This is a genomic window from Bacillus paranthracis (assembly GCF_001883995.1).
GTDB classification, from domain to species: Bacteria; Bacillota; Bacilli; order Bacillales; family Bacillaceae_G; genus Bacillus_A; species Bacillus_A paranthracis.
The window spans coordinates 1-22,675 of the sequence record NZ_MACE01000086.1 but is presented as its reverse complement, the minus strand read 5'-3'; the positions used below and the strand labels follow the sequence as shown (position 1 = coordinate 22,675).

Below are 22,675 nucleotides of genomic sequence, written 5' to 3'. Positions count from 1 at the left end.
AAGCGAAAGAGAACATAATTTTCACTATGCTCTCTTTCTCTCTTTTCTATTTACTAACGATCCCAAAATAAGCACGAACCGTCAACAAATAATAACCAATATAAATAACACTATACACGCCGATGCTAATTAACAACGGAACTGCAATTTCATACGGAAGTACTGTCGCTAATCCTGTTAATGCAAATAAAGTGTGTAATATGCCAACTACTAAAGGAATGAAGAAAATAAATCTCATTTGTTTTGCGATTGCCCTTTTCATTTCTTTTTTCGTGACACCTAGTTTTCGAAGAACGATGTAACGCTCACGATCTGCATGTGCTTCTGTTAATTGCTTGAAGTAAATGATAGACCCTGTTGCGAGTAAAAATACAAGTCCTAAGAACATACCACTAAACATCATTAAACCTGATACCTCAATACCATCACGGAAAATAGTATAGAAATCACTGAATTGTTCTTTACCTTCTGCATCTTCTTCCGGTATTACTTTCTTTAAATTCTCCGTTAATACTTTACTATTTCTTTCATCTTTCACATCAATATTTTTTACAGTATGAGAGCCAATTGTCTTCTTTGCTTGCTCATACACTTCGTCCGGAACGACAACTAGAAGTTCATATAAGTTCGTAATGTTTTGCGCTTGTACTGCTTTCACTTGTAATGGTGCTACTTCTCCAATAGGGAATATAGCTTTTCGATTTTTATATACGCCACTATCTCTCTTACCTTTACTGTACATGCCATCAAATGCATACAATTCGTTCTTCTTTAAATCTAAAGTTTCTTCATTTAAATATTTTGCAATTTTATTAAATGATGATTGTGCGATAAGTTCTGTTGTTCTTGATTGTAATGAAGTTCCATCATCGTATTCTCCTACTACTTTTACTGTCTCTAATTCATATTGATGAATGACTTCATTCTTTCCTTCTTTTAAAATCCCACTCACTTTACGATCCAATTCTATATCTTTCTTTTCATATGAATAACTAACTGGGTGATATTTCTTCGCCTGCATATATGTGTTGTAATACATCGTAACAGACATTCCAACCGCTGTTAACGTTACTGCGCTTAATACAGCAATTGTCGCTAACGATTTTGCATTTCCTTTAATGCGGTATAGTAATTGAGATGTCGTCACCATTTTCATTCCATTATAAAATGAAGATTTTATATCTCGCGCTCTTTTTAATGCAAAAACAGTAAAGAACCTAAATAATAAATACGTTCCAAGTACTGTTGCTAATACAATATAAAGCGCAAGTGGCATAAAGTTATCGCTGCTTGCATTTTTAATAGCCGTTACTGAAAAGAAATAACCTGATCCAATTAATAATAAAGAAATGATAGCCATTATTTTAGAATCTTTTGGCATAACTTCGCCTTCGTTATCTGCACGAAATAGCTCGATTAACTTAAATTGATAAATAACGCGGTATCCTTTAAATGACGTATATAAAATAATGAAACAAAAAATAACTGCTGTATCTATAATAGCTCCAATTGGTACTTCAAAATGAACATTTACATGTAGCTCTAACATATTTACAAGTAGCTTTAGGAATCCTTTTGAAAGTAAGCTACCAATTACAATTCCGATTACTAACGATAATAAACCCATTAACATATTTTCATAAAAAAGCATTTTACCTATTTCTTTCTTTCGAATACCGAGTAAAGAATAAAGACCTATTTCCTTCTTACGCTTTCGTGTAAAGAAACCATTCGAATATATAATAAATACCGCAACGAAAATAATGAGCATAACACTCGCGAGCTGGAATCCTCGTCCGATGTTATCTCCAGCTTCACTTATTTGTGAATTGTATTGCAACGCCTTAAACGTAAAATAAATGACGATGCTAAAAATCATAGAGGCAAAGTATATAAAATAATCTTTAAAATTTCGTTTTATATTACGAAGTGCAATGCTAGATAAGCTCATTTGTCGTGCCTCCAGATATGGAAGACATCATATCAATAATTTGCTGGAAGAACTGTTTTCGTGTCATCCCTTTACGATGTAATTCTTTATATAACTTTCCATCTTTAATAAATACAACACGTTTACAATAACTTGCCGCAAACGCATCATGCGTTACCATTAAAATCGTTACAAGATCTTTTTCATTTAATGTCTTCATACTTTCTAATAAATCCGTCGCTGACTTTGAATCAAGCGCACCAGTTGGCTCATCTCCAAAAATCATACTTGGACTTGTTACAATTGCCCTTGATGCTGCGCAGCGTTGTTTTTGTCCACCGGATACTTCATACGGATACTGATTTAAAATATGATCTATTCCAAACTTCTTCGCAATCTTCTCAACGCGAGATTCTACTTCTTTCGCCTTCACTTTTGACAAAGCAAGTGGCAATGCAATATTTTCTCGTACCGTTAACGTATCTAATAAGTTATAATCTTGAAAAATAAACCCTAAATGATTACGTCGGAATAACGCCAATTCATCATCATTCATCTTCACAATATTTTTTCCATCAATTAAAATCTCACCCTTCGAAACTGTATCAATAGTAGAAAGGACATTCAAAAGTGTCGTCTTACCAGAACCAGACGGTCCCATAATGCCAACAAATTCTCCCTCTTTCACCTGTAAATGAATATCCTTCAACGCTTCAAACGTATTACCGCCCGTATCATATATTTTCGAAATCCCTTTCGCTTCTAACATTGTTTTCATCTATTTGTACCTCCTGTTATAATTCGTGATGTTCTCTTTAAGCAACAGAATTCAGTATAGATACATTTTCTTAACAAATAGTGCTAGGGTTTCTTAATATTTTCTTAAAAAGAAATTCCATAATCAAAAAAGTCTGCAGTTGTTACACTGCAGACTTTCAAATGTTTAATAAATTGATTAAGCTAAATATGTTTGTTGTAACGCCTCTAAACCATCTTTATAAATGCCATGGAATAGATTAATTGCCTCTTCATCAGTAACCGCTACAGGAGTGAAGCTACCAGACCATTCAACTAATGATGTGTTAGCATCTTTACCTTCTTTAACACGGATTGTAGATAAATAATTCGTCACAGGGAATGGTGCTTGCATAATTGAATATGTGTAGTAACGTTCTTTCTCATTAAATGCTTCTAAGCGCTCTACGATTGCATCGCCATCAGGATTAGCTAAATGACGTACACGTCCACCTTCCGTTACTTTACTGCTAGGGATATATGGTAACCAATCTGGAAGTGCATCAAAACCTCCGATTAATTGCCATACTTGGGCAGGTGAAGCTGGAATTTCAATAGATGTAATAGTATTTGCCATTTTCATTACTCTCCTTTTTATTTAACGTTAATTGGTAGTGGTGCATTAACTGCAACTAATTTTTGTTCACGCATTTCTTCCCAGAACGCTGCTGGAATCACTGTTTTCAATGCAGCTTGGTCTTCTGCAATTCGTTCCGGTTTACTTGCACCTGGAATAACAGCAGCAACCGCTGGGTTAGCCAGTGAAAACTGTAAAGCAGCAGCTTTAATACTGATTCCATGACGATCGGCAAGGTTTTTCATTTTATTAACTTTTTCAATGATTTCTGGTGACGCTTTTTGGTATTCAAAGTGAGTACCTCCAGCAAGAACACCTGAGCTATATGGTCCACCAACAACAATGTCCATATTGTTTTTTACAGCCGCAGGCATTACGCGTTCTAACGCATGCTCGTGGTCTAATAATGAATAGCGACCAGCTAATAAAGATACATTTGGTTTTGCTTCTTCTAAGTCCAGCATAAGTTCAATAGCTTCTACTTTATTTACTCCAAGGCCCCAGCCTTTAATTACACCTTCATCACGCAATTGAGTAAGTGCACGGAATGCTCCTGTTCGAGCAATCTCAAATTGTGAAATCCACTCATCTCCATAAAAATCTTGTGCTACGTCATGAATATAAACAAAATCTAGACGATCTGTTTTTAAACGTTTTAAACTATCTTCAATAGAACGAAGAGTTGCATCCGCACTGTAGTCGTTGATGATTTTATTTTTACGACCAAATTCGAAAAGTCCGCCTTTTTCACCTAAATCACGTGTAGATGGATCTTCCAATTCATCTGAAATAATTCGACCTACTTTTGTACTTAAGAAGTACTCATCACGATTTCTTTTCGATAGTGCTTCACCAAGACGAATCTCTGCTAAACCAGATCCATACAGTGGAGCTGTATCAAAGTAACGAACACCATTATCCCAAGCAGCATCCACTGTTGCGATTGCTTCTTCCTCTGGAATATTACGGTACATATTACCTAGTGGTGCCGTACCAAAACCAAGTGTACCTTTTAATAAATCTTTCATTTAAAAACTCCTCCTAAAATCTATTTAAAAATGATGAATGAATATCAATTAATGTGACAAGGGCTGACCGATTAAAGCACGATAGTTATGAAAAATAACGTATATGCTTTTTAGTTCTACACTACTCATTTCCCTCTCACGTATGTAATTATGTCTTATCTACAACACAATAAAAAGTACGCACTTTAAAGTGTTATAGATACTAATAAGTAACAATTTTATGTTTCAACGTCTGTAGCTCCAAAATAAAATGATTTTATAAAAAAAAACTATTTTTGCGGAGATAACCGTAGAAATTATGAGTGGAACATAGAAAGTTGTTATTACTCTTCATTCAAAAAAGGCCAAAACGAACTGAAATATGTTCGTTTTGGCCTTTTTATCTTCTTTAAAAGATTACATTACATTTTGAACAAAAAGGAGCAGCATTCCCACTTCTAATTTTCGCATCACATTTTGGACAATATACGTATCGTTCTTCTATCTTTTCTCGTTCTATCATATGTAATGATACTATTCTCATACTACACATGATTCCAATTAAAATAAGGCTAACAATGAGTAGCATTCCTCTCACTCCTCCCCTTTAAATTTTACCATAAAATAACAAACCCGATTCTCTCATCGAGAATCGGGTTTATATTTACAATCCTAACTTTGCCTTTGCACCGTCAGGAATTATTTCTTCTTCTATTTGTACCTTATCGTGTACAGACTTTCCTCTCGTAATTACATGCCAGTATGAACCTTTTTGCAATGTATCCACTCCATCAATTGTTATCTCTTTTTTATTTCCATCCTTGTCATATGTGTTCACTGTGTATGCACGGCCTTTATTTCCACCTAAATCTTTTCCATCATTATCAATTACCGCATAACGATATTCTAATTTAAGAAATGGGTTCATGGAATCTACTGTAGCACTCCCATTTAATAAATATGCCGCTCCTGCGACAATAACAAGTAATGATCCAAAAATAAATCTTTTCATCTATATTCCGCCTTTCATTATGTTTTCTTGAGAACATTTCTAAGTATAGAGCGCATTTCTTAATAAAAACTCGTACTGTTTCTTAACTTTTTCTTAATGTAGAAGAAATGTGGCGTTACATCTAGGTACATGAAATTATATCGACGATTTTTCAAATATATCGAACACAACTCAAAATATATCAACGATTTTTCGAATATATCGACGTTTCGACAAGGAATATCGACTTACCGACAAAAACTGACAGTAGAAACAACAAAAAAGGCTGTCCAAAATGTATTTTGGAACAGCCTCCGCTACTTACTCACTACTGCACTTCTTTTTACATAAAACAAACTACCAATTAAAACGACAATTACGCCAAAATACACACCATACTCTATCGCAACTGCTACAATTCTTTCAATATGTTGTCCGAATAAAGAACCGAGCACAAAATAAATGAGCGTCCAAACAAATCCTGTCGTATAGGAATACAAAGCATATACCCGAAATGACATGTTATTCATTCCAACTACATACGGTACAATATGTCTTACAACTGGTATGAAGTAACTTGTAACTAACGCATAATGACCATATTTCTCTACCATTTGTTGAGATTTCAAAAGATATTTTGCCTTTTTCTTTTTCATTAGTTTATGAAGTACTTTTGTACCAAATATTTTCCCTAGTATATAACCTAAAGAAAGTCCGGATACAACTCCTAAATATGTTAATAAAAATGCAGGAATGATACTTAATATCCCTAGTGAAGAGACAAATCCGCCACTCATTACAATCATTTCGTCTGGAATTGGCATACCGATAATACCCAACCATAAACAGAAAAATAACGCCCAATAACCATACTGCTCAATATAGGATAATAATTCATGCAATTCCATTATGCATATACTCTCCTTAGCTCTTTTTTACAGCTAAAGACGTACGCTGGCGGGAAATTGAGCCACACTTTTTCTAATGTAATTTGAGGAAAGAAATGCTGTATAAATCCTTTTTTCACAAGTGAATATTGAAATGTTATGAATTCCCCATTCTCATGTATTGCTTCCATTGCATTATTTAAAATGCGTTTTGAAACTTCTTCTGGTAAAGAGGTAAAAGGTAATCCCGATAAGACATAATCCACGCATTCTATATGGAACTCTTCCATATACTTCTTTATATTTTCAGCTGAACCGTGTACAACAATAACGTTCTGCTCATCTTTATATTTTCTCTTTAACTCATTGCAGAACACTTCATTAATTTCAATAAGAAGAAATATTGTTCCCTTCTTTTTTCTCTTCATAATCTCCTTCGTAAAAACCCCTGTACCAGGCCCTAACTCTACGATGCATTTTGCTTTATTAAAATCAATTACATCTACCATTTTCTTTGCTAATATTTTTGAACTTGGCGCAACTGCACCAGTATGTTTCGGATGTTTAATAAATTCATGTAAGAATGTTATGAGCTGCATGTAAACCTCTCCTCATTCGTTCAATAGTTTTTAACTTGTTTTTAAGTATAACTATCGTTTCTTAACAAAAATTGAGGAGATTTCTTAAGATTTTATGAAGAATATATCATTTGTTCTTATATATAAACATCTCTCTTATATTTATTAATTCGGTATAATGGATATAAAAAAAGAACTTTATGGAAGGTACTATCACTACGTCTATTTTCATACAACATCTGTAGAAATAAATCTGTCAATTACCTTTCATTATTATCCAACATATGTAATTATTTTGTATGAGCAAAGAAATTCAAATAATAAGAAATTTATATTTTGTAGAAACGAATATAGGTTCAAATATATTTCAAAACGATTTAAAAGGAGAAGATTATGAATAATTATATCGACATACAGCACTTATGCGACCTTGTACATAGCACTTTTCATGTACCTGTTCAATTTTTAGCTACTAATAAAAAAATTGTATATGAATCTACTTCTCATACGATTGGTAGTCCTTTTTATACTTCTAAAGAAGAACATCTGAATGAACTTTATCAAGAAAATGCTCCTTGTAATTTTCCAATTTTCAAAGGGAATAAATATCTTGAGAATTTCATTAGCATTCATATAACAAATCATGAACATATAAAAGGAACGATTATAATCGGCCCTACCACTTACCCAAAAGTATCAGATGAAATGGCTATTAAACTTATGAAGTATTTCAACTGTAATGATAAAACGCAGCAAGGAATAGACTACTATCAATTTCTACCCGAGATGAAAAAAAGTACGCTAATTGATATAAGTATTTGGTTACATTACGTCATTTTCAATGAAAAATTAGATCGCGATATTGTTTGGAAAAAAAATAAATTGCTCGAAGATGTTTCTTATAAAATCGTAAATCCTGATCTATACATTTCAAAACGTCTTCGGCATGATCCGCAACATTATGACATATCATTGGAACGTAAATTTTTTTCTGCAATTAAAGAAGGCAATAAAGAAAAAGTCATACAATATGCATATTCCTTCCCGCAAGAAGATTCAGCAATTTCATCCAAAGGAGATCAACTAAGAAACCAAAAAAATAATGGCATTATCGCCATTACGCTAGCTATTCGATATGCGATAGATGGTAATCTTCCATCACATGTTGCTTTTTCACTCGGTACTTTATATATCCAAACCATCGAAAAACTAGATAACATGTATTCCGTAAACAGATTAATTGAAGATGCATTATGTACTTTCGCAGAACGTGTGAAGGAATATAATAATCAAGCATATTCTAATTCCATTACTACATGCCTAAATCATATTCACAAACATATTTACGATGAAATAACTCTCAATGATCTTGCTAACCTTTTACATATTTCCCCTACTTATTTATCAAAGCTATTTAAAAAAGAAGTGGGAATTCCTTTAAGTGAATACATCCAGAGGGAACGAGTAGAAGAAGCCAAAAAGTTATTAACATTAACGACCTACCCACTATCAGATATTTGTGCCTGGCTCAACTTTAATGATCAAAGCTATTTCACGAGAGTCTTCAAAAAAATTACTAACATGACTCCTAGACAATATCGTGAAAATCATACCGTTATATAAAAACGCTTTCTTAATAGAGGGTGAGATAGTTGTCATACTTGCTCACCTTCCTCCATTTGATTTCCTCTTCTTCATCCAAAATAAAGTTTTAATCCTCTTCAAAAAAGTACAAAAATGACAAATAAATTACTATAAATAAGTGAATGAATTTGATAATTTTTTAGTACTAAGCAAATTCGGTTCCCAATCAGACATAATAAAACTAACACAAGGTACTTCGGAATGATCAGCAGTAGTTACTTCCATAGTGATTAACCTTCCTATATAGAAAATATATTGTTAGGAGAATAGAAAGCATGAGTAGTACAAATATATCAAAATCGGTTCAATTGACTAGTATGTCTAAACAATCTGCTCACATGAAAGAATCGGGAAAAGTATCACCATACGATGATAGAGAAAGAATTGAAGACACTTTATTACGCTCATTCATTTCAGAAAAACAAATATTGGTCACTTATTATAAAGATAATTATTTCCCTACAATGTATATGACTGTAATTGAATTAAACCCTTTGAAACGTTCTTTAATATGTATAGATACCTTTGGCCGTAAACATACCTTTAGTTTCATCGACATAATTGATGCACGTTAATTATTTCTATACAAAAAAGCCACTCACCTATAAAAATTAGGTAAATGGCTTTTTCCTTCCTCACAGCTTCACTTATTATTTCGCACTCACAATCTTATAATAAGAACGAACTGTTAAGAAGTAATATCCGATATAAATAGCGCCGTATACTCCAATACTAATTAGGAGTGGGATCATGATTTCATACGGTAATATGTTCCCTAAACCTTTTAGTGCAAACAAGCTGTGCAAAATTCCGATTACTAACGGAATAGCGAAGATAAAGCTTACTTGTTTTGCGATAGCTTTCTTCATTTCTTGCTTCGTTACACCAACTTTATGAAGGACAATGTAACGATCACGGTCAGCACTTGCTTCTGTTAATTGTTTAAAGTAAATGATTGAGCCTGTCGCTAATAGGAAGACTAATCCTAAGAATAACCCAATAAACATCATTAAGCCTGTCGTTTCAAGCCCCATTTGGAATCCTGTATAGAAATCGTTAAATGGTTTTAAAATTTCTGATTCACCAGCTGGCATAACGCTTGCTAATTTCGCTGTTAACTCTTTACTATTTCGCTCACCTTTTACATCAATATTTTTTACAGTGCGCGTTTCGTTTACTTGTTTCGCCTGCTCATATGTTTGATCAGGAACGATTACAAATAGTTCATTTAAGTTTGTAACACTTCTACTATTTACACCTTTAATCTTTAACTCTTTCGATTCATTTCCAACAGGGAATACAGCTGTATTTCCTGTGTAAAGAGGACCAAAATCAAGTGTTTCAATATATAAGCTATCATATACAAAAGCTTCATTCGCACTTAAATTTACAGGTTCTATATCTAAATGTTTCGCGATTGTATTAAAGTTTGATTGAGAAATAAGCTGGTACTGCTTCGTCACATTATAGTGTGTGTTCAGAACTTGATCCGCTCTTTCACCTTTAAATGTTCCTTTCACAGGAATCATTTCAACTTCTGATTCATATGTGACTGGATGATTATTCTTTTCTCCAGCAAGTATTTCATTTACTTTTTTATCTAATGCTGCATCTTTTTTCTCATATGAATAACTATACGGCGCAGCAACTTTTGATTGCGTAAATGTGTTGTAATACATCGTAACTGACGTACCAACCGCCGTTAATGTTACTGCACTTAAAATAGCGATTGTCGCCAGTGATTTCGCATTTCCTTTAATGCGATAGAGTAACTGTGATGTCGTTACCATATTCATACCGTTATAAAACGCTGATTTATTATTTCTCGCACGTTTCAATATAAATACTGTGAAGAACATGAACAATAAATAAGTTCCTGCTACTGTCGCTAATAAAATGTATAATGCAACGACCATAAAGTCTGCATACATAACTGCTTTCATGTACATTAGCGCTAAGAAATAACCTGAACCGATTAAGAAAACTGAAATGAATGCCATAATAACAGATCCTTTTGGCATTGCTTCTCCTTCACGTTCTGCACGGAAAAGTTCAATTAGCTTGAATCGATAAATTAAACGATATCCTTGAAGTGATGTATATAAAATAATCACAAAGAAAATAATTGCTGTATCAATAATGGCAGCCATCGGTACTTCAAAATGAACATTTAAATTTAATCCCATCATATTTACTAATAACTCAAGGAATAATTTTGAAAGGACACTACCAATCGCAATCCCGATAATTAAAGACATTAACCCCATTAACATATTTTCATAAAAGAGCATTTTACCAATTTGTCTTTTACGAATACCTAATAAGGAATAGAGTCCAACTTCTTTTTTACGTTTTCTTGTAAAGAAACCGTTCGAATATATAATAAACACCGCTACGAAAATAATAAGCATCACACTGAAAACTTGGAATGCCCCGCTAATTTTTTTAGAAGCTTCCGCTGCTTTTTCCATTTGTGAATTATATTGCAGTGCTTTAAATGTAAAGTAAATAACGATACTAAAAATCATAGATGCAAAATATACAAAGTAGTCTTTAAAGTTCCGCTGTATGTTGCGGAGGGCAATGCTAGATAAGGTCATCAGCCATACCTCCGGAAATAGAAGACATTACATCAACGACTTGTTGGAAGAACTGTTTACGCGTTAACTCGCCGCGGTGCAATTCTTTATATAACTCACCATCTTTAATGAAAATAACTCGTTTACAGTAACTTGCCGCAAACGCATCGTGCGTTACCATTAAAATTGTAGAATTATCATATTCATTTAGCGACTTCATACTTTCAAGTAAATCTGTCGCTGATTTCGAATCAAGTGCTCCCGTTGGCTCGTCCCCGAAAATCATACTTGGATTTGTAACGATTGCACGTGATGCCGCACATCTTTGCTTCTGTCCACCAGATACTTGATATGGGAACTGACTTAAAATATGATCAATACCGAATTTCTTTGAGATTTCAAGAACGCGGCGATCAATCTCACTCGCTTTCACCTTTGATAACGCAAGAGGTAACGCAATGTTCTCTTTTACAGTTAACGTATCTAATAAGTTATAATCTTGGAAAATGAAACCTAAATGATCGCGGCGGAATAACGCTAACTTATCATCATTCATTTTCACAATATCTTTTCCATCAATTAAAATTTCACCGTTCGTCGCATTATCAATTGTAGAAAGAACGTTTAGTAAAGTCGTCTTTCCAGAACCAGAAGGTCCCATAATTCCAACGAACTCACCTTCTTTTACTTGTAAGTTAATACCTTTTAACGCTGCAAATTTATTACCACCCGTGTCATACACTTTTTCAATATTTTTTGCTTCTAACACTGTTTTCATCTCGACATCCCTCATTTCATCTATTCTCTATTTTCACTATATACATTCTCTACTTTTTCCACTATCGATGTTTCTTACACAAACATGACAGTTATGTAAGACCAGTAAGCAAAGAAATCAAAATTTAACCTAATGAATCAAAGTACTTTGTTACTATAACATTGGGATATCATGCCATCCATTCATTCTCCTTACAGGAACATTACAATTTTGTAAGGTACAAAATGTACCCTACAAATTTGTGCACGAAATGTCGGATGGAGCTATTTCGTTCCTGCTATTCTATGTACAGAGGAGGTCATCATATGGATTCACTTAAAAATATGAATGCTGCAATGCACTATATTGAAAACAACCTAACAAATGAAATTAATTTTAAAGAAGTTGCGAAGCTAGCTTACTGCTCGGAATATCATTTCAAAAGAATGTTTTCTTTTCTAGCTGGCATATCACTATCAGAATATATTCGTTGTAGACGTCTGACTCTCGCTGCTTTTGAACTAAAAAATAGCGATGCAAAAGTCATTGATGTAGCTATCAAATATGGGTACAACTCACCAGATTCTTTTGCGCGTGCCTTTCAGAACTTGCACGGCATAACACCTTCAGAGGCCCGAAATAGTAGTCATTCCTTAAAAGCCTATTCACCAATGACCTTCCAATTATCCATTCAAGGAGGAAATGAAATGAATTATCGAATTGAAGAAAAAGAGCCATTTCAAATTATAGGTATTACAAAACGCGTACCGATTGTATTTAACGGTGTAAATGAAGAAATTGCTTCTATGTGGAAAAGTTTAAATCCAGATGTTATTCAAACTTTAAAGTCACTTTCAAATATGGAACCTACTGGAATTATTAGTGCTTCTACTAACTTTTCTGAAGGAAGAATGGAGGAAAAAGGAGAACTTGATCACTATATTGGCGTAGCCACAATGAAAGATTGCCCAGAGCAATTTGCGCAACTTGAAGTTGCAGCTTCAACGTGGGCTATATTTGAAGCTGTTGGTCCATTTCCGGATGCACTACAAAATGTATGGGGACGCATTTATTCCGAATGGTTTCCTTCCTCAAACTATGAACTAGCGGAAGGACCGGAAATATTATGGAATGAACAGAAAGATATATCTTCTCCAAACTTTAAAAGTGAAATTTGGATACCGGTTTTGAAGAAATAAAAAACAAAGCTGCTCTTCCCTAAAAGGAAAAGCAGCTTTGTTTTACATTTTTAGTTCTTTTTTATAAGCAACATATGAATATCCCATCGTTAATCCTACTGCACCAATAATAACTACAACCATTACGAAAGATTTCCACGTTACTGGTACAAAAACACTTAGAATCATAATAATTCCTAATACAACAAACACCTTTCCGCTAAAACGGTGCGTTTTTCTCCATACTTCTTCGTTGCTTAACGTCCACGGTGTTTTTATACCGACAAAATAGTTTGGTTTGCACTGTGGTAAATAGTTTCCGATGACTATAAATAAAATACCAACTAATAATTCCGGCACACGGTTAATGAATAAGTTGTATCCTAATCCACTTGTAATAATATCTATATTCCCTACAAATAGTAGCAGTAGTATCCCGTTATTCATCATCATAAAAGCTTTAGAGAACTTCTCGTAATTTGCTTTCTTTGGGTCAATCTTTGGTAACACGTTTAAAAAAATATATAAAACAATCATAATTCCAACCATAGAAAGCATTCCATATAATTTAGAAGAATATCCATCTACCTTACCTCCGCTCCAATGCGTTGCAATTGTATCCGGCAAATGTGGCCAAGCAAACGCCCAAGCTAAACAAGTTATAACAGTTAATAAGATTGCAAAAAGATGTTTTTTCATTTCCCCTCTTCCCCCTTATTCGTAAATGTAAACACCCAAGTCAATAAATCTTGAAAGACCGTTGTGTTTAAAGAGTACATAACGAATTGACCTTTCTTCTCATCTTGAATAAGTTCAGCATTTTTAAGTGCGTTTAAGTGGTGTGAAATACTTGGTTTTGTCATATTGAAATGTTCAGCAATCTCACCAGCGGTTAGATCACCTTCTTTTAATAAGTCTAAAATTTTTCGCCTTGTTGGATCTGCTAATGCTTTGAACGCTTGATTCAATGTCTTTCTTCCTTTCACTAATTAGACATTTAGATATTTATCTAAATGTTAAAATGTTTTCAGTTAATTGTCAATTATATACGAGGCCCTTTTTACTTTCTCCGCTTTTGACCTATACTGTTTATTAGCTTATCTTTCAACATAATGAAAAGACTTGAAACACATGATACACTATATCTACAATTGTTTTTTAGGAGGAATATACATATGTATAAAATTTTAATCGTTGAAGACGATCCAAATATTTCATCATTACTACAATCTCACATTCAAAAATATGGCTATGAAGCTGTTGTTGCAGAGAACTTCGATGATATTATGGAGTCTTTTAACGCTGTAAAGCCACATCTTGTTTTACTTGATGTAAACTTACCAAAATTCGATGGATTTTACTGGTGCCGCCAAATTCGTCATGAATCTACTTGTCCTATTATTTTCATTTCAGCTCGTGCTGGTGAGATGGAACAAATTATGGCGATTGAAAGCGGTGCGGATGATTATATTACAAAACCGTTCCACTATGACGTTGTAATGGCAAAAATTAAAGGTCAATTACGCCGTATTTACGGTGATTATGCGCCAAATATTTCTGAACGTATCGTTGAAGTAGAAGGCTTAAAACTATTCCCAGAACGTCCTGAAATTCACTTCGGATCTGAACAAGTTCTTTTAACGAAGAAAGAAGCTATTTTAGCAGAAATGTTATTATCTAAATTCCCTCGTACAGCGAGCCGTGAAGATTTACTAGCCGCTCTTTGGGATGACGAGAGCTTCGTTGAAGAAAACACATTAAACGTAAACATTACGCGTCTTCGTAAAAAGTTCAATGAGCTTGGTATTGAAAATGCTATTGAAACAGTGCGCGGACTTGGGTATCGTTTTAACGCAACTTGGAGTGAATAAGCATGAAGCTATTTTTACGTGATCATTTTGCATTTTTTCTACTGTACGTATTAAACTTCGGTATCATTTTCGTTCTGTATGATGCAGTAGATGGATTTCAAAATAATAAATTTTACTTCGTCGTTTTAAGCTTATACTTATTTATTTGTTTCCTCGCTTACCGTTACGTTCGTAATCGTAGAATGTACCATAGATTAAGTGAACAACCAGAAAAAATGGAAGATGCATTTATTGAAAGAGCAACTGCTCCGATGCCTCACGGTGTAAATGAACTCGTGCGCACGCAGTATCGTCTATTCCAAAAAGAACTACAATCGTACGAAGTAAAACAACAAGAACATCAATTATTCATTAACCACTGGGTGCATCAAATGAAAACGCCCGTTTCTGTTATGCAACTTATGGTACTCGAAATGGAAGATGAACATTTAATTCCGAAATTCAAAAAAGAATTAGAACGTCTAAACCAAGGGCTTGATATGGCTTTATACATGGCAAGGTTAAATAACTTCCATGAAGACTTCCATGTTGAGACGATTTCATTAAAAGATACGGTAACGAAAAATATTAATGGATTAAAAGAACTATTTATCCGAAACGGAGTCTTCCCTGTTTTAGAAGTTCATTCTGATTTACAGGTTGCTTCTGATGCGAAATGGCTAAAATTTATCATCTATCAGTTAATGACAAATGCCGTTCGTTACTCTGGTGAGCGCGGAAAGAAAGTATTCTTATCCGCTTATCGAAACGGAAAAGATATTATTTTAGAAGTTCGTGATGAAGGTGTTGGTATTCCGCAAGAAGATATTCGACGAGTATTCGAACCGTTTTACACTGGGAAAAATGGTCGTACATTCGGAGAATCTACTGGTATGGGACTTTATATCGTAAGTAAAATTTGTGATTATTTAGGTCACTCTGTCAAACTAGATTCTGAAGTTGGGAAAGGAACGACGATTAAAATCATCTTCCACAACGCTGCAAATAATCAATCAGAACATACGGAGAAGGTGACCGAAGCATGATCGTGACATATGCAAGCAAAATGTATGAGAACTCACTCTCATACATTTTTTGCAATAAAACTACTTCTATATCTTCTAATCGGAGGTATAATTTATGACATTTTGGCAATTTGCATTTAAAAACGTCACGCGCAACTCGAGAGCTTATTTTGCTTACTTTGTAAGTAGTTCTTTTTCGATTGCCGTTTTCTTTTCATTTGCTGTTTACTTATTCCATCCGAAATTACAAAACTTTGGCACGGTCTCTGAAATTTCAGGATTAATGATATTTTCAGAAGTAGTAATTGTATTTTTTTCTTTCTTCTTTTTACTATATTCCATTGGCACTTTTTTAAAAGTTAGAAAAAAACAATTCGGCGTTTTGACCGTTTTAGGAATATCGAGAAAACAATTACACCGTCTCGTCTTCATGGAAAATATGTTAATCGGTATTTTATCTATCTTTTTCGGCATGCAGTTTGGACTTGTCTTCTCGCAATTTTTCTTATTAGTGACAGCAAAAATTACGCATGTACCGGGCATATATTTATACTTGCCTATTAACGCGTTTATTTTAACGACAATCGTCTTCCTTAGTCTTTTTATCGTTGTATCTACATTGACACCGATGCTCATTCGTACAAAAAAAGCGGTACACCTGTTAAAAACAAAGAGCGGAAAACAAAAAGAAAAAAAACCATCCATACTCGTTTCTTTATTTGGTGCGATTTGTTTATTTGGTGGCTATGCGTTAGCTGGAAATCCTAAATATTTCGTATCAGTAAGCCCACAAATAGGTGTTATATATATGGTTTCAAGTATTTTCGTCATTCCAACGCTCGTTACAATCGGTACATATTTCTTCTTTTCACAAATTAGTTTCTTACTTATTCATATTTTAAAGAAAAGAAGAAAGTTTTATATGAAACAGATTAATATGCTTTGGATTTCTGATTTAGCAAACCGTATTCGAACGAATATTAATATGCTTTTTATTGTAGCAATGCTATCTACTATCGCTTTCACAATGATTACGTTCCTATATGGGTTCGGAAAATTTATTAAGCTAGACGTTAATCGAACTTCGCCTTTCCCAATTTCTTATTTTTCTTATGATGCGAATCCTTTTGTTACAGAGCATTTAAATTGGCTTGAGCAACAATTAAAAAAAGAGCATTTTCCTTATGAGAAAATAACAGCTGATATGTATGAAACACCGCTAGAAGAAGATAAAGGTATAGCTATTTATAATGACGTATACGCAATTAAGCAAAGTGACTATAACAAACTTGCGAATTCTTTACGAATGAAACAACTATTTATAAATGATAACGAGGCATATGTTTTAACGGGGACGTCTTATATCACTATATTCAATGAATTTGAGCAAAGCTATAAAAGAGATTACATTACACTCTCTAGTACAAATACGAAATTAAAAGTAAAAGGCTATGAACAGATCCATGCAATTCCATCTGACTTTTCATATCAAACGATCGTTTTGCCTGATATTGTTGTGAACAACTTACCTAACTCGGTAAAGCATATATCGGCATATAATTATAAAATTCAAAATTGGGAACAGACATATGAAATTGCTGATACTTTTATAGAAAAAGTGCAAAAAGATCGCAACAACTCCCAATATGAAGGGACTCTTATTCGACTATTTGAATCAGCAGGATCGTTATACAGAATAACATCTGGTAGTGCCGCATACTTCCTAATTGGAACATTTTTAGGAGTTATTTTCTTCATTGGAGCCGGTAGCGTTCTTTACTTTAGAATGTATACAGATTTGACGAACGAACAAGAGAAATATATAACGATTTCTAAAATTGGTGTAACAGGTGCAGAGATGAAACGATCTGCAACCATACAACTTAGTATTTTATTTTTCGTTCCGTACATTATGGCATCCATTCATACAATGTTCGCAACGAAAATGCTACAAGATGTAATTGGCTTATCTTTGTTCAAAGAAGTTTCAGCCGTTCTTATTATTTTTGGATTCGTTGAAATTGTATTTTTCTTATTCATTCGCTCACTTTATATGCAGAAGTTATCACAATATACTAATACACATTAAAAAGGTTATTACATGAAAAAGGTGGGATCTCTTCCCTCCTTTTTCATGCCCATTATATTAGGAGGTTTAGGTGAATGACATTTTGGCAGTTTGCATTTAAAAACGTCACAAGGAACGCCAGAGCTTATTTCGCCTATTTTGTAAGCAGTGCATTTTCCATTGCAATTTTTTTCTCGTTTGCAGTTTATTTATTTCATCCTAAATTGCATATGACAGGCGTGAATGCTGCTCTGAACATATTAATGACAATTTCAGAAATTGTCATCGTATTCTTTTCATTTTTCTTTTTACTATATTCAATCGGTACTTTCTTAAAAGTGCGAAAAAAGCAATTTGGGATTTTAACAGTACTTGGCATATCCCAAAAACAATTAAAAAGACTCGTATTTCTAGAAAACATGCTAATTGGTGTTCTTTCCATCTTTTTCGGCATTCAACTTGGACTTGTTTTCTCGCAGTTCTTTTTATTAGTTACCGCCAAGATTACACATGTTCCTGGTTTATATTTATATTGGCCAACAGCTGCCATTATTTTAACTATGATCATTTTTCTAGGACTCTTCATTCTCGTCTCATCGTTTACGCCGATGCTAATTCGGACGAGAAAGGCTGTACGTCTTTTAAAAGAAGGAACAAAACAAAAAGAAAGAAAAGCATCTGTGCTCATCTCTCTATTTGGTGCGATATGTTTAATATCTGGATACGTGCTAGCAGCCAATCCGCTATATTTCATGTCGCTCGGCGACGTAGTTGGGCTTTTGTACGCCGCCACCAGTATATTTCTCATTCCGTCACTTGTTACAGCTGGAACATACTTTTTCTTTTCACAAATTAGTTTTTTACTCATTCGTATATTAAAAACGCGAAGAACATTTTATATGAAGCGAATTAATATGCTTTGGATTTCTGATTTAGCAGCGCGCATTCGAACAAACATTAACATGCTCTTTATTGTAGCGATGCTATCAACACTTGCTTTTACTATGATTACATTCTTATATGGATTTGGTAAATTTATGAAGTTTGATACAGTAAGAGAAAATCCTTTTCCTTTTACATATTTATCACATACTGAAAATACGTTGGCGGATGAACATTTAAACTGGTTAGAACAAAAATTTAATGAAGAGCACTTTACTTATACAAAATTTAAAACGGATATATATGAAGTATCTTCAGCTGAAAATAACACGCAGCTCTATTATGCCATTAAGCAAAGTGACTATAATATACTTGCTAAAGCTTTAAATTGGGAGACACTCACGGTAAATAAGAATGAATCTTATATTCTTATGAAAGACTTAGATGATCAAGTTATTGGAACGCTTCACAATAAAGACAAGAAAAATGCTCTTACACTTACGCAAAACAATTTACAACTACAAGTGAAAGAATATAAAAGTTATAATCCATTCCCAAATCGCTTAATATACCAATTGCTCATACTATCTGATGAAAATGTAGAAGCATTATCCACTGTTTCAAAACAGATGAGTGTATATAGCTTTAAAGTTAAGGACTGGGAAAAAGCTAATAACATCGGCGCGGTATTCATAGACAAAATTAATACCGACGGGAACAACATTCAAGCAGAGCACCCGCCTTTCCATGCAAGTGAAGCGAGCGATTCTCTATACACAACAAAACAAAATGTCGCTTCGTTCTTCTTAATTGGTACTTTCTTAGGTGTTATTTTCTTTATTGGTGCTGGCAGTGTTCTTTACTTCAGGATGCATACAGATTTAACAAATGAACAAGAAAAGTATGTAACGATTACAAAAATTGGTTTAACAGAAGCCGAAATGAAACGATCTGCTACAATTCAACTTGCGATTCTATTCTTTGTCCCGTACATTATGGCATCAATTCATACGATGTTTGCGACAAAGATGCTGCAAGAAGTTTTACATCTCTCGTTCTTCGCTGAGATTACAGTCGTACTGATGATTTTTGGAACAGTTGAAATTTTATTTTTCCTTTTAATTCGTTCCTTCTATATGCAAAAATTATCACACCATATTAAGTTTTAAAGGATAGAAAGGTGATTATTATGGAAGAAGTATTACACATTAAAAATGTCTCAAAAGTGTATGAAGGAAAGGTCCCTCATACAGCTTTAAAAAATATAAATTTACATGTAGATAAAGGTGAATTCGTTGCGATTATGGGACCATCTGGTAGCGGTAAATCTACATTTTTAAACGTTATTTCTACCATTGATTCTCCGACTGCTGGTGATGTCGTGATTAATGGAAAAAAACCGCACACATTTCGTAGAGAGAAGTTAGCTATTTTCCGCCGCCAAGAGCTAGGATTTGTTTTCCAAAATTTTAACCTACTAGATACACTAACAATCGGTGAAAATATCGTACTACCTTTAACATTAGATAATGTTCCTTTAAAAGAAATGGATGAAAAGCTTGATAACATTTCAAAGAAACTTGGAATTGATCATATTTTAGACAAGCGTATCTTTGAAGTGTCAGGAGGACAAGCACAGCGTACCGCAGTAGCACGTGCTGTTATTCATCATCCTTCACTTTTACTTGCCGATGAACCGACAGGAAATTTAGATTCAAAAGCGGCAATTGACGTGATGGAACTATTTACGAAATTGAACAAAGAAGAAGATGCAACAATTTTAATGGTTACGCACGATCCATTCGCAGCAAGTTATTGTAACCGCGTCATTTTCATTAAAGATGGCGAACTTTACAATGAACTACACCGCGGATTGTACCGTGAGAAATTTTATCAAGAAATATTAGATGTTTTAGCATTACTAGGAGGAAGACGTGGATGACATTTTGGCAATTCGCATTTAAAAATGTCTCCCGTAATTCAAAAGCATATTTCGCCTACTTTGTAAGTAGTGCGTTTTCTATCATGGTTTTCTTTTCATTTACTGTATACGCATATCATCCGCGGTTACAAAGTGTACAAAGTTTCCAAGAACGTGATCCTCTAATGAACTTAGCTAGTACAGCGCAGTTGGTTATCGTTATGTTCTCGTTCTTCTTTCTCTTATATTCAATTGGAACATTTTTAAATGTACGGAAGCAGCAATTTGGCGTTTTAACTGTTCTCGGTATATCTCAAAAACAATTAAAACGTCTTTTGTTTACTGAAAATATGATCATTGGAATGCTTGCTATCTTTGCAGGTATTCAAGGCGGTCTTGTTTTCTCTAACTTTTTCTTACTCGTTACTTCTAAATTAACAAGTGCAAAAGGCCTCTATTTATATTGGCCAACAGAAGCTATTATCGTTACAACCGTAACTTTTATTATTTTATTTTTCATCGTATCTACGTTTACACCAATGTTTATTCGTACTCGAAAAACAACGCAGCTTATTAAGGGAGTTAACAAAGAAAAGAGCGAAAAAAGACCATCTATACTCATTTCACTATTTGCTTTAACTTGTCTAGGACTATGTTATTATATTGCCGGTTATCCGCAAGGCTACATAACAGAAAAAAATGCCCAAAATGGATCTGTATTCTTAATTATGTTATCTATTTTACCGCTTGTAGTAATTGGGACGTATTTATTTTTTTCACAAACATTTCTTCTCTTTATCTATATTTTAAAGAAACGAAGAAAGTTTTATTTGAAACAAATAAATATGTTATGGATTTCAGATTTAGTTTCTCGTACCCGCAGTAATATTAATGTACTCTTTATCGTTTCTATGCTATCTGCACTTGCATTTACGATTATTATCGGGTTATTTGCTGCAAACAATCATACGAAAGCACCCATACTAGAACGATATCCTATACCATTCACCTATACATCAGAAGGTATTAATGTATTTGAACAAAAGCATATTACTACGATTGAAACTGAACTTACAAATGCTAATTTTCAATATGACAAATATAAATTTACCGTTTTAAAAGATACAGCTTCAAAAGAATCAATTGCCATTATGAAAATGAGTGATTATAACGCAATAGCAAAGCAATTAAACAGGCCAGAAATCACTCTCGAATCTTCACAAGTTTATAATATTTCTCGCTATTCACCAGCGTTATTAAATCTCGTATCTAACCCATTTGCGAAGCAGGGCACGATTACACTTGGCTCTAATAAAAAGGAATTTCAAATTAAAGGTTTTATTAATAGAGGAATTGAGCCCCCCTTTGCATTACCTCACTTAATAGTGATGCGAGATGAAGTAATTGAAAATATGGTTCCTCATATTGAAACAATTACAGTTTATAACTACTTCGTGGAGAATTGGGAAAATGCAATTGTCCCAACAAAAAATATATTAAAAAGCTTAAATCATGATGAAGAAGCTTTGTATGAAGCACATAAGGGTGAAGAAGATTTCATTAAACCATTTCATATTTATACAGCTACGGATGAACTGGTTCATAGTAAAGGAAATGCAGTTGCTCAATTCTTTATTTGGGCATTTCTCGGCTTTATTTTCTTTATCGGTGCAGCTAGTGTTTTATACTTCCGTATGTATAACGACTTAACGAATGAAAAACAAAAATATATTACGATTACAAAGCTTGGATTAACTGAGTCAGAAATGTTTCGCTCCGCAACGATTCAATTAGGAATTTTATTTTTCGTCCCTTACATTGTTGCTGGTGTTCATACATTATTTGCGGTTAAGTTTTTACAAAGCATGCTCGCTTTTTCTTTACTAAAAGAGCTATTAATTGTACTCACTTTCTTTGGGATTATCGAGATTATTTTCTTCTTCTTAATCCGATCTCTGTACATTAATAAATTATCACAACACATAAAAATATGAATAAAATGGCCT

21 protein-coding genes are annotated in these 22,675 nt (G+C 33.7%); 9 read left to right on the top strand and 12 right to left on the bottom strand.

Annotated features, from left to right (window positions below):
• Positions 1-46 precede the first annotated feature (46 nt).
• The 8 genes from BAQ46_RS28640 to BAQ46_RS28605 form a co-directional block, all read right to left on the bottom strand.
• Positions 47-1,951, bottom strand: coding sequence for an ABC transporter permease (locus BAQ46_RS28640; protein WP_071743390.1), 1,905 nt, complete (start codon positions 1,949-1,951; stop codon positions 47-49).
• Complete coding sequence (locus BAQ46_RS28635) at positions 1,938-2,708, bottom strand: ABC transporter ATP-binding protein (RefSeq protein ID WP_071743388.1); 771 nt, start codon at positions 2,706-2,708, stop codon at positions 1,938-1,940. The genes BAQ46_RS28640 and BAQ46_RS28635 overlap by 14 nt, the downstream gene beginning before the upstream one ends.
• 177 nt (positions 2,709-2,885) lie before the next feature.
• Positions 2,886-3,302: an SRPBCC family protein gene (locus tag BAQ46_RS28630; RefSeq protein ID WP_000024113.1), complete on the bottom strand. Its 417-nt coding sequence runs from the start codon at positions 3,300-3,302 to the stop codon at positions 2,886-2,888.
• Positions 3,303-3,319: 17 nt separating this feature from the next.
• Complete coding sequence (locus BAQ46_RS28625; protein ID WP_071743386.1) at positions 3,320-4,330, bottom strand: aldo/keto reductase; 1,011 nt, start codon at positions 4,328-4,330, stop codon at positions 3,320-3,322.
• A 388-nt stretch (positions 4,331-4,718) separates the two neighbouring features.
• Positions 4,719-4,898 carry a hypothetical protein gene (locus BAQ46_RS28620; protein WP_071743384.1) on the bottom strand — a complete coding sequence of 60 codons (180 nt, stop codon included), beginning with the start codon at positions 4,896-4,898 and terminating at the stop codon, positions 4,719-4,721.
• A 75-nt stretch (positions 4,899-4,973) separates the two neighbouring features.
• Positions 4,974-5,321, bottom strand: coding sequence for a YxeA family protein (locus BAQ46_RS28615; protein WP_071743382.1), 348 nt, complete (start codon positions 5,319-5,321; stop codon positions 4,974-4,976).
• A gap of 296 nt (positions 5,322-5,617) precedes the next feature.
• Positions 5,618-6,208, bottom strand: a complete 591-nt coding sequence (locus BAQ46_RS28610) for a DedA family protein (RefSeq protein WP_061131988.1) — start codon at positions 6,206-6,208, stop codon at positions 5,618-5,620.
• A complete protein-coding gene (locus BAQ46_RS28605; protein ID WP_071743380.1) occupies positions 6,208-6,786 on the bottom strand; it encodes a class I SAM-dependent methyltransferase in 579 nt (192 codons plus the stop codon). The genes BAQ46_RS28610 and BAQ46_RS28605 overlap by 1 nt, the downstream gene beginning before the upstream one ends.
• Positions 6,787-7,158: 372 nt before the next feature.
• On the opposite strand from BAQ46_RS28605, the gene BAQ46_RS28600 reads away from it, so the two are divergent.
• Entirely contained in the window at positions 7,159-8,388 is a 1,230-nt protein-coding gene (locus tag BAQ46_RS28600) for a helix-turn-helix domain-containing protein (RefSeq protein WP_071743378.1), read from the top strand.
• Positions 8,389-8,684: 296 nt separating this feature from the next.
• Complete coding sequence (locus BAQ46_RS28595; protein WP_061184986.1) at positions 8,685-8,984, top strand: YolD-like family protein; 300 nt, start codon at positions 8,685-8,687, stop codon at positions 8,982-8,984.
• Positions 8,985-9,059: 75 nt separating this feature from the next.
• Here the strand turns inward: BAQ46_RS28595 and BAQ46_RS28590 are convergent, their stop codons facing one another.
• The gene (locus BAQ46_RS28590; RefSeq protein ID WP_071743376.1) at positions 9,060-11,009 is read right to left on the bottom strand and encodes an ABC transporter permease; all 1,950 of its coding nucleotides are present in this window, start codon (positions 11,007-11,009) and stop codon (positions 9,060-9,062) included.
• The gene (locus BAQ46_RS28585; protein ID WP_000859654.1) at positions 10,996-11,766 is read right to left on the bottom strand and encodes an ABC transporter ATP-binding protein; all 771 of its coding nucleotides are present in this window, start codon (positions 11,764-11,766) and stop codon (positions 10,996-10,998) included. The genes BAQ46_RS28590 and BAQ46_RS28585 overlap by 14 nt, the downstream gene beginning before the upstream one ends.
• Before the next feature lie 305 nt (positions 11,767-12,071).
• Between BAQ46_RS28585 and BAQ46_RS28580 the strand changes: the two genes are divergently transcribed.
• Positions 12,072-12,944, top strand: a complete 873-nt coding sequence (locus tag BAQ46_RS28580) for an AraC family transcriptional regulator (RefSeq protein ID WP_071743374.1) — start codon at positions 12,072-12,074, stop codon at positions 12,942-12,944.
• Between the two features lie 42 nt (positions 12,945-12,986).
• Here BAQ46_RS28580 and BAQ46_RS28575 read toward each other — a convergent pair whose 3' ends face one another.
• Together BAQ46_RS28575 and BAQ46_RS28570 are read right to left on the bottom strand one after the other, a co-directional pair.
• A complete protein-coding gene (locus BAQ46_RS28575) occupies positions 12,987-13,622 on the bottom strand; it encodes an SdpI family protein (RefSeq protein WP_061131982.1) in 636 nt (211 codons plus the stop codon).
• Positions 13,619-13,891, bottom strand: a complete 273-nt coding sequence (locus tag BAQ46_RS28570) for an autorepressor SdpR family transcription factor (RefSeq protein ID WP_001070523.1) — start codon at positions 13,889-13,891, stop codon at positions 13,619-13,621. Before BAQ46_RS28570 ends, BAQ46_RS28575 begins: the two co-directional genes overlap by 4 nt.
• Positions 13,892-14,098: 207 nt before the next feature.
• Here BAQ46_RS28570 and BAQ46_RS28565 point away from each other — a divergent pair, with 207 nt between their 5' ends.
• From BAQ46_RS28565 to BAQ46_RS28540, 6 genes are all read left to right on the top strand, one after another.
• Complete coding sequence (locus BAQ46_RS28565; RefSeq protein WP_000276737.1) at positions 14,099-14,794, top strand: response regulator transcription factor; 696 nt, start codon at positions 14,099-14,101, stop codon at positions 14,792-14,794.
• A 2-nt stretch (positions 14,795-14,796) separates the two neighbouring features.
• Positions 14,797-15,819, top strand: coding sequence for a sensor histidine kinase (locus BAQ46_RS28560; protein WP_000765352.1), 1,023 nt, complete (start codon positions 14,797-14,799; stop codon positions 15,817-15,819).
• Between the two features lie 94 nt (positions 15,820-15,913).
• On the top strand, positions 15,914-17,887 hold the full coding sequence (locus BAQ46_RS28555; RefSeq protein WP_071743372.1) for an FtsX-like permease family protein: 1,974 nt from the start codon (positions 15,914-15,916) through the stop codon (positions 17,885-17,887).
• A gap of 74 nt (positions 17,888-17,961) precedes the next feature.
• Positions 17,962-19,917, top strand: coding sequence for an ABC transporter permease (locus BAQ46_RS28550; RefSeq protein WP_071743370.1), 1,956 nt, complete (start codon positions 17,962-17,964; stop codon positions 19,915-19,917).
• Positions 19,918-19,937: 20 nt separating this feature from the next.
• Complete coding sequence (locus BAQ46_RS28545; protein ID WP_000393244.1) at positions 19,938-20,690, top strand: ABC transporter ATP-binding protein; 753 nt, start codon at positions 19,938-19,940, stop codon at positions 20,688-20,690.
• Complete coding sequence (locus BAQ46_RS28540; protein WP_071743368.1) at positions 20,687-22,663, top strand: FtsX-like permease family protein; 1,977 nt, start codon at positions 20,687-20,689, stop codon at positions 22,661-22,663. The genes BAQ46_RS28545 and BAQ46_RS28540 overlap by 4 nt, the downstream gene beginning before the upstream one ends.
• The last annotated feature ends 12 nt before the right edge of the window (positions 22,664-22,675 follow it).

Bases quoted from the DNA above. Each gene is read 5' to 3' on its own strand.
- BAQ46_RS28555 (WP_071743372.1), top strand. From the start codon at position 15,914: ATGACATTTTGGCAATTTGCATTTAAAAACGTCACGCGCAACTCGAGA.
- BAQ46_RS28620 (WP_071743384.1), bottom strand. From the start codon at position 4,898: ATGCTACTCATTGTTAGCCTTATTTTAATTGGAATCATGTGTAGTATG.
- BAQ46_RS28615 (WP_071743382.1), bottom strand. From the start codon at position 5,321: ATGAAAAGATTTATTTTTGGATCATTACTTGTTATTGTCGCAGGAGCG.
- BAQ46_RS28600 (WP_071743378.1), top strand. From the start codon at position 7,159: ATGAATAATTATATCGACATACAGCACTTATGCGACCTTGTACATAGC.
- BAQ46_RS28575 (WP_061131982.1), bottom strand. From the start codon at position 13,622: ATGAAAAAACATCTTTTTGCAATCTTATTAACTGTTATAACTTGTTTA.
- BAQ46_RS28560 (WP_000765352.1), top strand. From the start codon at position 14,797: ATGAAGCTATTTTTACGTGATCATTTTGCATTTTTTCTACTGTACGTA.
- BAQ46_RS28590 (WP_071743376.1), bottom strand. From the start codon at position 11,009: ATGACCTTATCTAGCATTGCCCTCCGCAACATACAGCGGAACTTTAAA.
- BAQ46_RS28605 (WP_071743380.1), bottom strand. From the start codon at position 6,786: ATGCAGCTCATAACATTCTTACATGAATTTATTAAACATCCGAAACAT.
- BAQ46_RS28625 (WP_071743386.1), bottom strand. From the start codon at position 4,330: ATGAAAGATTTATTAAAAGGTACACTTGGTTTTGGTACGGCACCACTA.
- BAQ46_RS28580 (WP_071743374.1), top strand. From the start codon at position 12,072: ATGGATTCACTTAAAAATATGAATGCTGCAATGCACTATATTGAAAAC.
- BAQ46_RS28610 (WP_061131988.1), bottom strand. From the start codon at position 6,208: ATGGAATTGCATGAATTATTATCCTATATTGAGCAGTATGGTTATTGG.
- BAQ46_RS28635 (WP_071743388.1), bottom strand. From the start codon at position 2,708: ATGAAAACAATGTTAGAAGCGAAAGGGATTTCGAAAATATATGATACG.
- BAQ46_RS28630 (WP_000024113.1), bottom strand. From the start codon at position 3,302: ATGGCAAATACTATTACATCTATTGAAATTCCAGCTTCACCTGCCCAA.
- BAQ46_RS28595 (WP_061184986.1), top strand. From the start codon at position 8,685: ATGAGTAGTACAAATATATCAAAATCGGTTCAATTGACTAGTATGTCT.
- BAQ46_RS28545 (WP_000393244.1), top strand. From the start codon at position 19,938: ATGGAAGAAGTATTACACATTAAAAATGTCTCAAAAGTGTATGAAGGA.
- BAQ46_RS28565 (WP_000276737.1), top strand. From the start codon at position 14,099: ATGTATAAAATTTTAATCGTTGAAGACGATCCAAATATTTCATCATTA.
- BAQ46_RS28585 (WP_000859654.1), bottom strand. From the start codon at position 11,766: ATGAAAACAGTGTTAGAAGCAAAAAATATTGAAAAAGTGTATGACACG.
- BAQ46_RS28540 (WP_071743368.1), top strand. From the start codon at position 20,687: ATGACATTTTGGCAATTCGCATTTAAAAATGTCTCCCGTAATTCAAAA.
- BAQ46_RS28550 (WP_071743370.1), top strand. From the start codon at position 17,962: ATGACATTTTGGCAGTTTGCATTTAAAAACGTCACAAGGAACGCCAGA.
- BAQ46_RS28640 (WP_071743390.1), bottom strand. From the start codon at position 1,951: ATGAGCTTATCTAGCATTGCACTTCGTAATATAAAACGAAATTTTAAA.